Raw genomic sequence first — 15974 nt, 5'->3', positions numbered from 1 at the left:
ACATGATACCGTAACCGCCAATGATGGTTACGAATATCATCCTTTACTTTATTAACGGATTGGTTCGCTTTTTCAATATTTTGTTTCATGTATTCCTCCTAACTTTTACTTGATAAAAAGTTACACCTTCTAAAACCGCTTCAATATAGACATAACCTTAATGTTACGCCTACCTAATAGAACCATCTTGAAAATTAATAGGACCTGGTGCGCCAACACCGATCGCCAATAAACTATCTTTTGAATGACCTAATCCCTTCAACATTTGATGAATAGATTTTGAGATTTCAGCTGGAATATGCTGACCATTATCGCTTTTATTCGTCTCAATTTCCCATTTCGCTATAATTTCACCGACCTCACTTATAAAAGCCAGTTTAATGGTTGTCCCCCCAATGTCTACTCCAACGAGCCATTTCTCCTCCATATCTCAACACTCCTTTTTCTTTCTCCATACTATTTTCGTCTTTTCTTTTATTGGTAAAGAAGTTCTAAATTTTCTCTTTAACACTTCTAAATTAGAGCTAACAAATTCATTTTTTGTAATTGGGTTTTTATAGTTTTTATGAGTACTATCAAAATATAAACTCATCCTAAAGAGGAAGTTACCATCTTTTCTAATTACTGCCCGGAACGTCCCTATGTATTCTCCATTCGTATTGTATCCTTTGATTTTCCCTTCCCATATATACATAAAATTAATCACCTTAACAAACAAAAGTTTTTTTATTCTGAAAATTCAGTCTAAATAAGGGTGTCAAGACTTTTCTTTCGTTTAAGAAACAAGGGGAGGGTTTCATTTATAATAATCCAAAAGGACACCGATTTCTAGTACCCTTTTGGATTTTTTAACTTCTTTAATCCAAAGGCTCTTTTCTAAAAAATTGTTGCTTTTAGCTATTAGACCGTGAGCCAAGTGAAAGCTTGGTTCTTCACGCTTGGCGTGAAGCTTTTGAACATAAATCAGCCAATCCAAAGCAAGCTTTGAAGCAATCGTTTGCATTATCTAAAATAGTTTATTTTAGTTTATAAACTCTTGCTTCATAAGGTTTTAATCCGATAGAATCGGTTCCTTCTTCAGAAGAAACTTGATAATTGCTAATTAACAGCTCTTTAGATTTATTTTTTAAACTTTTTGGTAAGCTAAACTCTGTTTCTTCAGCAAATAAATTCGTAATGATTAAAACAACCTCATCATCTAACGTTCTCGTATAAGCATAAACTTTTTCGTGGTCTTCTGCGATAAGATCATACGTACCATAAATGAATACTGATTGTTCTTTTCTAAGTTGAATCAGCTTTTTGTAATAATGATAAATTGAGCTTGGATCTTGCATTGCCTTTTCAACATTAATATCAGTATAGTTTGAGTTAACTTTTAACCACGGGGTTCCATTTGTAAAACCAGCATTTGTTTCATCGTTCCATTGCATCGGCGTTCTCGAATTATCTCGCCCGTTCTTCCAAATTACCTCCATGATTTCCTCATGTGTTTTCCCATCTTCAATCTCACTTTTATATAAATTCTTAATCGCTACATCGTTATAGTCATCAATCGAAGTAAACTTAACGTTCGTCATGCCGATTTCTTGTCCTTGGTAGATAAATGGCGTTCCTTGCATTAGGAAATACATCGTCGCTAAACATTTAGCTGATTTTTCCCAGTATTGCTCACTATCCCCCCAAGTTGAAACAGAACGAGGCTGATCATGGTTTTCTAGGAATAATGCATTCCAACCGACGCCCTCAAGACCTTTTTGCCATTTTGTTAATGTTTCTTTTAAAGCAGGGAGATCTAAACCGCCGTCGGTACTTTTTCCCCAAAGATCTAAATGTTCGAATTGAAAGATCATATTAAAACAACCTTTTTCTTCTCCAACCCATTCTTCAGCTTGGTCTACCTTTACTCCATTCGCTTCACCGACAGTCATAATATCGTATTTTGCAAATGTTTCACGCTTAAGTTCTTCAAGGAAAACATGAATCCCTTCGCGGTTCATATGTCCTTTTAGCGATGGTACATACCGCTTATTCATTGGATTTGGCAGATTAGGAAACCCTGGTACTTTTTTAATATGAGAAATCGCATCTACACGGAAACCGTCAATTCCTTTATCTAACCACCAATTTACCATTTCATATAAATCTTTTCTTACTTTAGGATTCTCCCAATTCAAATCAGGTTGTTTACGAGAAAAAACGTGCATGTAATACTCTTTTGTTTTTTCATCGTACTCCCAAGCAGATCCACTAAAAATCGATTCCCAATTATTCGGTTCTTTACCATTTTTCCCTGAATGCCAAATATAATAATCTCTATATGGATTTTCTTTAGAAGATCGTGACTCAATAAACCACGGATGTTCATCTGACGTATGGTTGATCACAAGGTCTAAGATTAATTTCATGTCACGATCATGCACTTCTTTTAAAAGCTGATCAAAGTCAGCCATCGTTCCGAAATCTTCCATAATTCCTTTATAATCACTTATATCGTAGCCGTTATCATCATTAGGAGAACTAAAAATTGGACAGATCCAAATAACATCTATTCCAAGATCTTTTAAATAGTCGAGTTTAGAAATGACGCCTTGAATATCACCAATTCCATCACCATTTGAATCCATAAAACTACGAGGATATATTTGATAAGCTACCGCTTCTTTCCACCATTTCTTTTTCATTCGAGTATTCCTCCTTCTCTACCATAAAAATAACATAAATCCCACAATAGAGCAATCGTTTGCGCACTGTGTACTTTTGTTTTCACTTTTTTTCTTCTCCTTGATAGATATATGGAATACCAGGCAAAGTATGAATCATTGTTGCTATTAATTTAGCTGATTCCACACGATTCTTACGATCATTCCCATAACGAGTCACTTGCCGAGTATGGTCATGATTATTCAAAAACTGTGAGTTCGTACCTTTTCCTTTCAATCCTTCGTACCAGCTTCAATTTCATTAACGCTCATAATAGTAGTTTAAAAAGACCTAAAAAAAGAAGGCTGCCCCCAAAAGTGCATAACTCTCTCCTCGGCATACAAACTCGTGTAGTAGAAAAATTTCACTACAAACTACTTCTTGTATTGCAAGTATGCACTTTGCTGATGGGACTGCCTTTTTTTATTTACATGATTGTCTTTTCACTAACCGATGAGGAACAATAACCTTTTTCTCCCTAAATTCCGGATCATTGATCTTACTAATTAGACAATTCGTTGCTTGATAACCTAATTCATAAATATGAATATCAACGGTAGTCATCGTTGGTGACGAAAGCTCTGAAATCATTACGTTATTAAAGCTAACAACAGAAATATCACCTGGAACATTTACATTCATATCGGAGAGCATTTTTAACACGCCAAATGTCATAATATCATCTACTACAATTAGAGCTGTCGGGCGCTGCTCAAGTGACATTAGTTCAATCACAGCATCTTGCCCGCCTTTTTCTAATTCCTCATGATGAACAATGAAATCTTTTCGAATTGGAATTTTAGCATTTTTTAATGCTTGCTCGTATCCTTTTAGATGATCAATTGTTACAACATAATCTAAGTTACCACCAATAAATCCTATCCTTTCATGACCTAATAACATCAAGTATTCGGTTACAGTCTTAGCCGCTTTAAAGTTATCATTATTAACATAAGTGACTAAATCTTCATCTATATTATAAGGTCTGCCAATAAGAACGAATGGAAACTCTTGCTCAATTAGAAACGGCATGATTTTATCATTGACACGAGAATAAAGAAGGACTATCCCATCTACTCGTCCACCGTATACCATTTGCTTTACCTCTTCTAAAATTTCATCTTCGGTTTGGCCTGTTGATAAATAAAGACCATATCCTTGCTGATGTGCCTTTGTACTAATTCCCCGAATAACTTCAGGAAAGAATGGGTTTTGAAAGGCAACCTTAGCTGAGTTTGGCATGATAATTCCGATCGTCTTCGTGCTCTTATTCGCTAAGCTTCTTGCATTAAAATTAGGATGGTAACCTAACTCCTGCATTGCTTCTCTAACTCTTTCTTTCGTCTTTTCGCTTATACGCGAGCTATTTGCTATAACTCGTGATACCGTCGACGGTGCTACATTCGCCCGCTTAGCGACATCTTTTATAGTGACCGCCATCGGTATCCACCTCCCTATAGTGATTTCATCTATATTTTAGCTGTTGGAAACGCTTTAGACAATCATTTTCCTCTAAAGCTAATGAGAAAAATTTCCTTTTTAACACATTAAGAGGTTGTCACAATCCACATTAACAATACAGAGTATAAAAAAAGCCCACCAGCGAGTACCAATAAAATAATAGAAAGTAGTTTAAAACCTTTAAGCACTTGAAATCACCTTCTTAATGACAAATTAACCTTTTTCAGCACCTGCTGTTAAACCTTCTACAATATAGCGTTGGAAAACAAAGAACAACACCATAAGCGGGATTGAAATAAGAACAGCACCTGCTGCAAAAACAGTAAAGTTATTATTCGCTTGGCCAGAAACTAATGTAAACAAGCCTTGCGCTAATGTCCAGTTACTACTAGAACGCAAGATAACTTCTGCCATAATAAAGTCCATACTAGCACCAACAAAACTATTAAAGGCAACAAACGCAATAATTGGCGTAGCTAGCGGAAGCATTACTTTAATGAAAATGTTAGTATTAGATGCTCCATCGATACGAGCTGCTTCCATTAAACTATTTGGTATCCCATCAAAGAACCCTTTCACGATCCATGTATTAAAGGCTACACTTCCTGCAGCTAAAACTAAAATATACCCAAGATGAGTATCCAAAAGACCGAAAGTTCCTAATAAAGTATAGATCGCAATCATCCCCATAATTGTAGGGAACATTTGTAAAATAATAATCGCCATTAAACCTTGCTTTTTCCCTTTAAATCTAAATTTTGAAAAAGCATAACCAGACAAAACTCCAAATACGGTAGAAATGATCATATTGCTTGTCGCAATAAACATCGTATTTTTATACCAATTGATATAATCATGTTCTATAAATAACGATCGGTAGTGATTCCAATTCCAATTGGCAGGGCTTGGAAACACTTGAGATGTGTGTAGCGATGAACCTGGGTTAACGGATCCAATAAAGATAAAATAAACTGGGAATAAACAAAAAATCACTAACGTAACTAAAATACTATAAACGATAAACTTGTTAATTGCTTTTCCAACTTTTGGACCAAACATTCTTATTATCCCTCCCCTTTCAAGGCTTTTGTATTTCGTAAATTGAAATACGCAAATCCAGCAATGATCAGGAACACTAATAAGGCAACAGCTGATGCAATCGCATATTGACCGTTATCTAATGTCATTTTAAATATCCACGATAATAGGATATCGGTATGCCCTGCATAGTTGTAATTAGCGTTCGTTGGTCCACCCTCTGTCATTAAATAAATAAACGTTAACTGGTTGAAGTTAAACGCAAAGGTAAAGACCATTAACGGAACCGCAGCGACCATAACGATCGGGAATGTAATTTTACGAAACTGTTGCACAATTGTCGCTCCATCGATTTCAGCTGCCTCATATAAATCTTTACTTATTGTTGTTAGAACAGCAGTAAAAAGAGCCATCCAAAACGGAAAACCTAACCAAAGATTCGTCAATAAGACTGCTAATTTTGCCCACATTGGATCTGAAAGCCAAGGAATTGGATTGATTCCAACGGTTTGTAACATTTCATTAATAACACCAAACTGGCCATTGTACATATTTCTAAAAATAAGAATACTAACAAATCCAGGTACAGCCCAAGGAATAATGAAAATATTTCTCCAGAACTTTCTATACTTTACGACTTTTTGCGATAGCACGACTGCTACAAAAAGCCCAGCAAACACAACTAACAGTGTCGATAAAATCGCCCAAATAATCGTCCAAGCAAAAACACCAAGGAAGGTTCCTCTCCACGATTCCATCGTGAACAATCGTAAAAACTGTTCAATTCCAACCCAGTCAACTAATGATCTTGGTGGCAAATAGTTCGGTGAAGAAAAGTTTGTAAATGCTATTAATGCTGTAAAAACAAGTGGGAAAACGGTTAACAAAACCATACAAATAGCGGTTGGTGTGATCAAAATATACGCATAGCCATTGTCCCAGACATTACGCATTGTTTCTTTAAAACTCAACACCCTTTGCCCTTGTGCACGTAACTTCCCAACAAGATAAGCATCTCGAACACTTAAATAATAAAGTACTAAAACAGCTAAAAGAACGATAACCATCATAAGACCTTCAGCCATTAACAATATAGAATGATCACCCTGCTCAACAATTCTTCCTCTTTGCCTAACTTGAGGAGTTTCTCCTAGTGTAATTAAACCGTTTAAACCACTCATTATCGGTTTTAAATAGAATATCAAGACCAATATTTCAAATAAAGCCCAGGCGATCCCCTTCCAATATTGTTTGTTATACATTTGACCAAGTCCCATAAAGAGAACAGATAGCAAAGCTGCATTTTTGCTATAACTTTTGTCTTTATGTGACCTTTTTGCTTCTAATTTTTTTATCATGGATTATTCCCCCTTTAACTGGAAAAAATAAAATCTCAAAATACTTTAGCTTATAAAATGGATAGCCAGTGAATCGGTTAGGGGGATACCTTTAACCACACTCACTGACTGATTAGGTTATACCTTTAAAATGTTAATTAGAGCACATATCTCAAAGAAATAAGTGATCAACTACTTTTTTGTAAATTATTGTTGCTGCTCTCTAATAGCATTTTCTATTGTTTTTACAGCACGATCTAGAGCTTCTTGTACATCTACATCTTGATTCCAAATTTCTGTAAATGCCGCACCCATCGGATCCCATACTAGAGGCATTTCTGGAATATTTGGCATAGGAACAGCATGTGTAGCCTGCTCTAAGAAACCAACCGAAATCGGATTACTTTGTATATCTTCATGCTCTGTTAACGCTAAACGTGGAGGTAGCGCACCAGTGATTTCATAAGCTGTTAGTAAGTTTTCCTCATTCGTAATAAATTTAGCTAATAATGATGCTGCATCTGGGAACTCTGTATATGCATTTACATAGAAACCACGAGTACCAGAAAAACTTGTTGGATTTTCTCCATTACCTAGTAACGGTAGTCGTACAACATTGAAATTTACTCCGGCATCTTCATACCCTCGTACTGCCCACGGACCGTTAATATCAAATGCTAGGTCTCCACTTTCAAAAAGAGAAGTTCTAACATCATAAGTAATATCTTCAACAGCCATAGAGGAAAGAATTTCATGACGAAGCGGATGTAAAATAGCTTTCGTACCTTCAACCGCACCTTCATTGTTTAAGCCAATATCTTCTGGGTTTGTACCGTTATCACCAAATACATACCCACCGTAACCGCCAAGGAAACCATATAAGAAGTATAAGTTCCCTGGTTCCATCATAAATCCATAACGCTTACCATCAGTTAAGTCTTTAGCAACTTCAAATAGTTCATCTAAAGTTTCAGGAGCTTTTTCAACTAGATCTGTGTTGTAATAAAGTGCATACGTTTCGATACCAGATGGATATCCGAATAGTTCTCCCTCAAATGAAGTTGCAGTAATTGCCGCTTCCATAAATTCTTCTTCATATTCATCTGGCCAGAAGTTTTCAATTACTAACCCTGCTGAGATTGCTCGACCAATACGGTCATGAGTTGACGCAAAGACGTCAGCAGCTAACCCTTGAGGACCATCTGTAGCTAAACGTTCTGGTGCATCCTCTTGACTAACTTCCTCAACTTGAACAGGAACACCATATTCAGCCTCGAATTTCTCAGCCATCAATTGTGCCCACTCCAGCTGCTCATCACCATCACTCCATAATAGTAGTTCTGCTCCATCCTCAGGAACAACTTCAAAATCTTCTGGTGCTTCTCCTGTCTCTTCACCAACTCCAGCGTTCTCTTGCACTTCCTCTTCTTCTGCTCCACCGCATGCTGTTAGTAGCATTGATGCTGACAATAATAAAGTCGCTGTGACAATTTTTGATTTTTTAAACATAACTGATTCCCCTTTTATAAATAAATTTTAGTTAAAAAATAAAATACGTTTTACCTTAAATGAATTAGGACCATACACCTCCTAGAAAAAATGAAGATCATTTAGCTTGTCCAGTTTCACTAACTACAAAAACACTCTCTTGATTTAGGCTAGATATCGTTATTTTCCTATTCAATAGAACTTTCTATTCTGTAAAACTCCTATCAGTCTATCCATCTACTAAAGAAATATAAGAACCTAACCTCAAATTGAGCAACCGTTTGCATCTTTGGTTTTTTAAAAATGCCTCCGTTCTCTACCTCTGTGAAAACGTTTGCACCTTATTGCACTTATTATACAATCGAATTTTCTTACTGACAATACCTTTTTTAAAATTTATTTCATTCCAAAGTAATATTCTCATGTTCCCCTTAAATTCCATGTGCGCAATTGCCTGATTTTCAAGAAAATCACGTAAACTTATTATAGGAAATGCTCCTCTTTTAAAAAATAAAGAAACAATAGTTTTTCAACTATTGCGCAAACGCTTGACAATTTTTAAAGTTGTTAGTAAGTTGTTGAGAAGATGACAAAGATATGTTTATTATGATCTAGCCTTTTTGTTCAAATACTTTTATATCAGGAGTGTGTACATATGTTAAAAGCTGCCATTTATCACCGACCGAAAAATGAATTTGCATATGCTTTAGATGAAAGAACCCTTCATATCCGAATTAAAACGAAGACAAAAGATGTTAGTAAGATTCACCTCATATACGGTGACCCTTATGACTTCAATCATGAACAAAAATGTTGGGTTTCATATAAAAAAGAAATGCTCTATAACGGCAGCGATGGTTTGCATGATTATTGGCTCGTTGGAATTTCTCCTTTGCATCGCCGATTACGGTATGGTTTTTTGCTTGAAAATGAAGAGGAGTCTCTCTTTTACACAGAAAAAGGTTTCTATTCAGAACAACCAAAAGAAGTTAGCTATTATTTTTGTTTTCCATTTTTAAATAAGATCGATGTTTTTTCTCCTCCGGCTTGGGTAAACGAAACCGTTTGGTATCAAATTTTCCCTGAGCGCTTTGCGAATGGAGACCCTTCTATTAATCCGAAAGGTACACTCCCATGGGGAAGTGCCGACCCTACTCCTAAAAACTTCTTTGGGGGAGATTTTCAAGGTGTCATTGATCATCTAGATTATTTAGAAAAGCTCGGCATTACAGGCTTATATTTCACTCCGATTTTTAAAGCGTATTCCAACCATAAATACGATACAATTGACTATATGGAAATTGATCCACAATTTGGTGATAAAGTAACTTTTAAAAGACTCGTACAAAAATGTCACCAGAAAGGTATTCGGGTCATGTTAGATGCTGTGTTTAATCATAGCGGTTTTTATTTTCAACCATTTCAGGACGTTTTAGAAAAAGGTGAATCCTCTCAATATAGACATTGGTTTCATCTACATGGGTTCCCAGTAAAACCAGAAGAACCAGCTAACTATGATACATTTGCCTATGTACCTTCAATGCCGAAATTAAATACGGAAAATGACGATGTAAAAGCCTATTTACTAGATGTTGCTCGTTATTGGATTGAAGAATTTGATATCGATGGATGGCGTTTAGATGTGGCCAATGAAGTGGATCATGCTTTTTGGCGAGAGTTTCGAAAGACTGTGAAGACCGCCAAATCCGATGCTTACATATTAGGTGAGATTTGGCATGATTCAATGCCTTGGCTACAAGGAGATCAATTTGATGCAGTAATGAATTACCCGATGACTACTGCGATTACCGAGTATTTTGCAAAAGAAAATATAAGCACAACTGAGTTTGCTAATGCCGTCACCTCTGTAAGTAATCTTTATCCAGAAACAGTAAACGATGTACAATTCAATTTACTCGGAAGTCATGATACACCGAGGATATTAACATTAACAGAAAACAATAAAGATAAAGTAAAGCTGCAGATGCTTGTTCAATTTACTATGGCTGGAACCCCTTGTATCTACTATGGCGATGAAATAGGGATGACAGGAGAACAAGATCCAGGTTGCCGAAAGTGTATGCTTTGGGATAAAGAACTACAAGACGAGGAAATGTTCACATTTACACAAAAACTCATTACGTTACGTAAGAAACATCCCCTATTTCGAACGAATAAAGGCTTTAACTTTATCGAAGCATCTGATGAAGAAAACATTATTATTTATCGAAAAAAAGACGAAGAAAACGAAATACTTATTCTTATTAATAATAATGATGAAAGTAAAGAAATATCTGTTCCAGAAGCTTATCAACAGAAACACGGTATTAATTTATGGGATCAACAAGAGAAAACATTAGCTGCTACTCTAGAGATTGAATCATTCGGTTTTTATATCGTAATTCTATAACCATTCGTAGAAAAAGCCTCCGGAATAGAGGCTTTTTAGTAATCAGAAAGGGGGGAGTATCATCCAAACCGATAAACACGAAAAACGAAAATTAACCTTATTTGCTATTACATGGCCTATTTTTATCGAAATCATGCTTCATATGATTATGGGGAATGCTGATACATTAATGCTAAGTCAATATTCTGATGTTGCCGTAGCTGCTGTTGGGGTTTCAAATCAACTTTTAGCTGTCATTATCGTCATGTTTGGATTTATCGCTACCGGTACTAGTATTCTTGTTGCTCAGCACTTAGGCGCTGGAGAAGATGAGAACGCCAACCGGTTCGCAGTGGTATCACTTTTCGCAAATGTTATTTTTGGTCTAATATTAAGTTTGATCCTAGTCTTTTTTAGTGAAACTTTGCTACGCATGATGAATTTACCTCCTGAACTTATGGATAATGGGGTTACTTATTTACAAATTGTTGGTGGTTTTTCCTTTATTCAGGCTTTAATTATGACGATAGGTGCAATCCTTCGTAGTCATGGATTTACGAAGGATGCGATGTATGTCACGATCGGAATGAACATCTTTAATATAATCGGAAACTACTTATTTATTTTCGGAGCATTTAGCTTTCCTGAGCTTGGTGTAACTGGGGTTGCCTATGTTACGGTAGTCAGTCGTACAATCGGAGTGATTGTGTTACTATTCCTACTATATAAGAGAGTTAACGGAATTTTACCATTTACTTTTTTACGTTCTTTTCCAAAATATGAGATTAAGGCATTACTTAAAATCGGGATCCCTTCTGCTGGGGAGCATCTTGCCTATAATACTTCTCAAGTTGTCATTGTTTATTTTATTGCAATGATTGGGACTGAAGCGATTACAACAAAAGTTTATACGCAAAATATTATGATGTTTATTTTACTTTTTTCTGTTGCGATCGGCCAAGGGACGCAAATATTAGTTGGTCATCAAGTAGGCGCTAACAAAATGGAAGTGGCCTACTTACGTTGTATAAGGAGTTTAAAAATCGCACTATCAGTTTCAACAGGAATGGCGATCATCTTTTACCTTTTGAGTGATTTAATTTTTTCTATTTTTACATCGAATGAAGACATAATTAAAGTTGGCAGTTTGCTATTATTATTAACGATTATTTTGGAACCAGGTCGAGCATTTAACCTTGTAGTCATTAATTCCTTACGTGCAGCAGGGGATGTCAAATTTCCTGTTTATATGGGAATTCTCTCAATGTGGGGTGTTGCAGTCACCGTCTCTTATACAATAGGAATCTACTTTGGTATGGGATTAATCGGTATTTGGATTGCTTTTATACTTGATGAGTGGCTTCGAGGTCTCTTAATGCTTTGGCGTTGGCGTGGTCGAAAATGGCAACAGATGTCATTCGTAAACCATACAGAGAAGGAAGAAAAAGCGTTACACGGGATAAAGTGAAACCAACGATATAGATTAGATGACTAATACTTCCTATATGAACGGCACATTCTACTATTTTCTATAAGTTTTAAAAATAGAGATAATAACTTCTCCTTTTATAAATATGATAATTAAGAGGAGGAGTTACAGTGGAGCCAATAGCATTTATTTTTTCACTATTTTTACTAAGTATTGACGGTTTTATAATCGGGTTTATTTTTGGATTAAAAAAAATCCGAATTGAACTATCTACATTAACAGTCCTTTCAGTCTTTACATCAATTGTCATGCTTGTTGCACTTTTTTTCGGACACTTATTCGGTGAATTCATACCGACTGATATAATTAAAAGTTTTTCCGGTATTGTCTTAATTGCTATCGGAGCTTATCAATTAATGAGTGATCCACCACTTTATAAACCTTCGTTTTTAATTCGGTTAGCGATCATTATAAATATTGATAGTTTAGCTTATGGGGTACAAGCAGGTTTAGCTGGACGTTCCTATAGTTTTGCCTTTTTTGTAGGTGTGTTTTTATTTATTGCGGTCATCTTTGGTGTTATCCAAGGATATACGATCAAAAACTCCTTTGTCCTTCGCTATCTTGAGGTTTTACCAGGCTTCATTTTTATCATATTAGGGTTAAGCAAATTTATTTTATAGTACTCCTTTAATCGAAAAAAGCAGTTGCATCTGATTTAGATAGCAACTGCTTTTATTTTGTATTTTTTGACTTCCACCATTTTTACTATTTCGCACGTTCTAATCGTGAAATCTCTTCAATTGAATTTATAAACGAACTAGATATTTCGTTAAATTCATCACTTTTTTCAATGTTACATACGTGGCCACAGTTGGGAATAACATGTAACTTTCCATGCTTGTCGCCTTTGAGATGATCTTTTACTAGTTCAACAAATAGGTGATCTTCATTCCCGGAAATATAAAGCTTAGGTACTTTAATATGATCTCCATTCGTTGTCTCCCTAACACTATTCGCTAATTGAAACCAACGTAAAAAAGAAGTTCGTCCCATTTTTTTTGCTTCTCCGATAAAAATATTTCTGGATGCTTTATGATTTCTTTTAGGCATCATTATTTGAGCAAATAGCCGATAAAGCCACATATAAGGTACAAAATTTTTAACAGCACTGCCTACGCGTATTAACGTCTCAGAAAACCTATTAAAACGAATAACCATCCCCCCTAATACTGCAGAATGAATTCGATTTTCGTGAGACTTCATAAGCTGATATATAACAACCGACCCTAAAGATATACCAACAAAATGAGCTTTTCTAATTTTATGTTCATCTAAAACATTAACAATCATATTCGCACATGTTTTAAAAGAACATTGCTCTTCCCATTCTTTAAATACCGGATTCGGATGATGATCAGGAAGGTCTATAGTCATTACATTAAAATTTTTCTTAAAATACTTTAATTGCTTATACCATATTTTCGAGTTCCCACCCAGTCCGTGCAGTAAAACAACCCACGGTAAGTCTAATGATTTCTTATGAGGAAATATTTTATGATGCAACCTTTTCTGAACCGATACCAAATTAAGCATCCTCTCTAAACTTCTATTTCTTCTATTCTATCATTTTTTATGTATATTAAACATTTCCTTTTATTTCGGGTACCTAAAAGTCTTGCTTTTTACTTCCAATCACCATAAAATAGTCTTACAAATGACTATAATTGGAATAGAGGAATTACATTGGATCAAGAACAATCAAAAGAACATACTATCGGCGCTTTGTTTGCAATTGGAGCTTTTGTACTTTGGGGAATTTTTCCTCTTTATTGGAATCTCCTAAACAATGTCCCAGCTGAGGAAGTTTTAGCCCACCGTGTCGTATGGTGTATAGTTTTTATGTTTATCATTTTACTAGCTTTAGGAAAATTTAAAGGGTTCATAGAAGAAGTTAGGGAGCTATTATCTCAACCAAATCAATTGGTTAGTATAATAATAGCTTCTTTGATCATAAGCATCAATTGGTATTTATTTATCTGGTCAGTCAATCATGAACACGTCATTGAAGTTAGTCTTGGATATTACATTAATCCCATTGTTAATGTTCTACTAGGTGTACTAATACTCAAGGAAAAATTATCTTTTTGGCAAAAGGTTGCTGTTTTATTAGCACTTATTGGTGTTTTACATATGACTATACAATTTGGGAGTATTCCATGGGCCGCATTGGGGTTAGCTGTTAGTTTTGCTCTTTATGGATTATGTAAAAAAATGGTCAAAGTTGGGGCTATTACAGGGTTGACGATTGAAACTTTACTGATGACACCTTTCGCACTGTTTTTCCTTTTTTATTTAAATCAAACTGGTTCAAGTTCCTTTACTTCTGAATCGCCAGGCCACTTATTACTTTTAATTGGTGCAGGAATCGCAACGGCAATACCACTTTTGCTATTTGCTAGCGGAGCTAGAAGAATATCTCTATCACTTATTGGATTTTTTCAATATATTGCTCCATCCCTTATGCTCATCATTGGAGTGATGTTATTTCATGAAACCTTTACACTCGTTCACCTAGGCTCATTTTTATTTATATGGTCAGCCCTATTCATCTTTTCACTAGCTAAGACAAAATGGTTTGCAAAGCTTGAACCAAAGTTTCTGCAAAAGAGAAAATCATTTCAAGGTTAATACGAAGACACCGCTACTAACAAATAGCGGTGTTTTTTATTAAAGTTTTGTCTAACACTAACGATTTACATTTTAAGTACTTTTTTACTCTTTAACAAATTTTTATCAACAATTATCAATTTCAATATTTAGGACAGAATAAAAAATATACCTTTGATTTTTAGGAGCGATCATATTGTCTACAATTCCTCTTGAATTATTACTATTTCTTATCTTCCTTTTAATTTTATCCGCCTTCTTTTCTTCAGCGGAAACGGCATATTCAAGCGCAAATAAAATTCGGTTAAAAAGCTATGCTGATGAAAATCGTTCCGGTGGACAAAAGGCCTTTTTTATTACACAGCACTTTGATCATGCTTTATCTACAATTTTAATCGGTAATAATTTGGTTAATATTGCTGCTGCTACAATCTCAGCTCAAATCGCAACTACTTTGTTTGGGACCAACACTGGCCTTTTAATAAGTACAGTCGTGATGACGACTCTCGTCCTTATATTTGGTGAAGTCTTACCCAAATCATTAGCGAAAGAAAATGCTGAACCATTTGCATTAAAAATCGCCGGTATCTTAACTTTCCTTATGAAATTATTTAAACCGTTAACTTGGTTTCTAGTTCAACTCAAAGAAAGAATTTCAGCATTAGTAACGAAGCAAGAATTAACTCCTTCCATTACTGAACAAGAATTAAAAGAGATGGTTACGATTAGTGAAGAAGAAGGTGTCATTGAAAATCATGAAAAAGAACTACTACATAATTCATTAGATTTTAATGATATTAGAGTTGTAGAGATTTTAACACCCAGGACGGATGTCGTTGCCATTGATGTTGAAATGGATACAGATAAAGTGACAGCATTACTACTAGAAGAACGATTTTCAAGAATTCCTGTATATGAGGGAAATATTGATAACATTATCGGAATATTGTCTGAGCGTGATTTTCTCTCACATTTAATCAAACATCAAAAAGTAAACATTAGAGAAATTGTACGAAAACCAATGTTTGTCATTGAGACATTAACCGTTTCAACTCTTTTACCCATATTACAAAAAAATCGAGTTCATATGGCCGTGGTGATCGATGAGTTCGGTGGAACATCAGGCATTATCACGTTAGAAGATATATTAGAAGAACTTGTGGGCGAGATTTGGGACGAGCACGACGATAAAGTTCGAGGTGTTGACCAATTAGAAGAAAATATCTTTGAGTTTTACGGTGATTTTCCTTTAGATGATTTCGCCAGGTTAACAAATTGTGAACTACCAGATAGTACAAATCATACGTTAGGTGGCTGGTTAGTAGAAGTTTTTCAAAAGGTACCTCCTGTTGGTGAACAATTACAGTACGAACATTTAACCATTACTATTACCGAAGCTGAAGAACGGCGTATTATAAAAGCCAAAGTAGAAATGAATTAGGGTGTCAAACATCTTTAA

General features: G+C 35.3%; 13 protein-coding genes and 1 pseudogene. 5 read left to right on the top strand and 9 right to left on the bottom strand.

The genetic code is table 11. From position 1 onward, the window contains the following. Positions 1–169: 169 nt before the first annotated feature. The 8 genes and pseudogenes from J0N78_RS18865 to J0N78_RS18830 form a co-directional block, all read right to left on the bottom strand. Positions 170–427 carry an ROK family protein gene (locus J0N78_RS18865; RefSeq protein ID WP_209124675.1) on the bottom strand — a complete coding sequence of 86 codons (258 nt, stop codon included), beginning with the start codon at positions 425–427 and terminating at the stop codon, positions 170–172. Positions 428–430: 3 nt separating this feature from the next. After that, complete coding sequence (locus tag J0N78_RS18860; protein ID WP_209124674.1) at positions 431–694, bottom strand: hypothetical protein; 264 nt, start codon at positions 692–694, stop codon at positions 431–433. A gap of 322 nt (positions 695–1016) precedes the next feature. Continuing rightward, positions 1017–2684 carry a glycoside hydrolase family 13 protein gene (locus tag J0N78_RS18855; RefSeq protein ID WP_209124673.1) on the bottom strand — a complete coding sequence of 556 codons (1668 nt, stop codon included), beginning with the start codon at positions 2682–2684 and terminating at the stop codon, positions 1017–1019. 91 nt (positions 2685–2775) lie between these two features. Then, a pseudogene (locus J0N78_RS18850) lies at positions 2776–2952 on the bottom strand (alpha-amylase family glycosyl hydrolase); the annotation flags it as partial. Positions 2953–3126: 174 nt separating this feature from the next. Beyond that, positions 3127–4143, bottom strand: a complete 1017-nt coding sequence (locus tag J0N78_RS18845; protein ID WP_209124672.1) for a LacI family DNA-binding transcriptional regulator — start codon at positions 4141–4143, stop codon at positions 3127–3129. A gap of 234 nt (positions 4144–4377) precedes the next feature. After that, positions 4378–5223 (bottom strand): sugar ABC transporter permease, encoded by an 846-nt coding sequence (locus tag J0N78_RS18840; protein ID WP_209124671.1) that lies wholly within the window; start codon positions 5221–5223, stop codon positions 4378–4380. Positions 5224–5228: 5 nt separating this feature from the next. Further along, positions 5229–6560, bottom strand: coding sequence for a sugar ABC transporter permease (locus J0N78_RS18835; RefSeq protein WP_209124670.1), 1332 nt, complete (start codon positions 6558–6560; stop codon positions 5229–5231). Between the two features lie 186 nt (positions 6561–6746). Further along, positions 6747–8048: a sugar ABC transporter substrate-binding protein gene (locus J0N78_RS18830; protein ID WP_247747429.1), complete on the bottom strand. Its 1302-nt coding sequence runs from the start codon at positions 8046–8048 to the stop codon at positions 6747–6749. Positions 8049–8682: 634 nt separating this feature from the next. Between J0N78_RS18830 and J0N78_RS18825 the strand changes: the two genes are divergently transcribed. The 3 genes from J0N78_RS18825 (at position 8683) to J0N78_RS18815 (ending at position 12528) form a co-directional block, all read left to right on the top strand. Beyond that, positions 8683–10437, top strand: a complete 1755-nt coding sequence (locus tag J0N78_RS18825) for a glycoside hydrolase family 13 protein (protein WP_209124669.1) — start codon at positions 8683–8685, stop codon at positions 10435–10437. Between the two features lie 58 nt (positions 10438–10495). After that, entirely contained in the window at positions 10496–11884 is a 1389-nt protein-coding gene (locus J0N78_RS18820) for an MATE family efflux transporter (protein WP_374193934.1), read from the top strand. A gap of 131 nt (positions 11885–12015) precedes the next feature. Continuing rightward, positions 12016–12528, top strand: coding sequence for a manganese efflux pump (locus tag J0N78_RS18815; protein ID WP_209124668.1), 513 nt, complete (start codon positions 12016–12018; stop codon positions 12526–12528). An 85-nt stretch (positions 12529–12613) separates the two neighbouring features. On the opposite strand, the gene J0N78_RS18810 is transcribed toward J0N78_RS18815, so the two are convergent. Further along, positions 12614–13441, bottom strand: a complete 828-nt coding sequence (locus J0N78_RS18810; RefSeq protein ID WP_209124667.1) for an alpha/beta fold hydrolase — start codon at positions 13439–13441, stop codon at positions 12614–12616. Positions 13442–13591: 150 nt separating this feature from the next. On the opposite strand from J0N78_RS18810, the gene rarD reads away from it, so the two are divergent. Together rarD and J0N78_RS18800 are read left to right on the top strand one after the other, a co-directional pair. Continuing rightward, complete coding sequence (rarD, locus tag J0N78_RS18805) at positions 13592–14536, top strand: EamA family transporter RarD (protein WP_209124666.1); 945 nt, start codon at positions 13592–13594, stop codon at positions 14534–14536. A gap of 175 nt (positions 14537–14711) precedes the next feature. Continuing rightward, entirely contained in the window at positions 14712–15956 is a 1245-nt protein-coding gene (locus J0N78_RS18800; RefSeq protein ID WP_209124665.1) for a hemolysin family protein, read from the top strand. The last annotated feature ends 18 nt before the right edge of the window (positions 15957–15974 follow it).

Source organism: Alkalihalobacillus sp. BA299 (assembly GCF_017745675.1).
GTDB lineage: Bacteria > Bacillota > Bacilli > Bacillales > Bacillaceae_F > Alkalihalobacterium.
The sequence above is the reverse complement of the archived record's forward strand: the minus strand, read 5'-3'. Positions and strand labels throughout refer to the sequence as shown.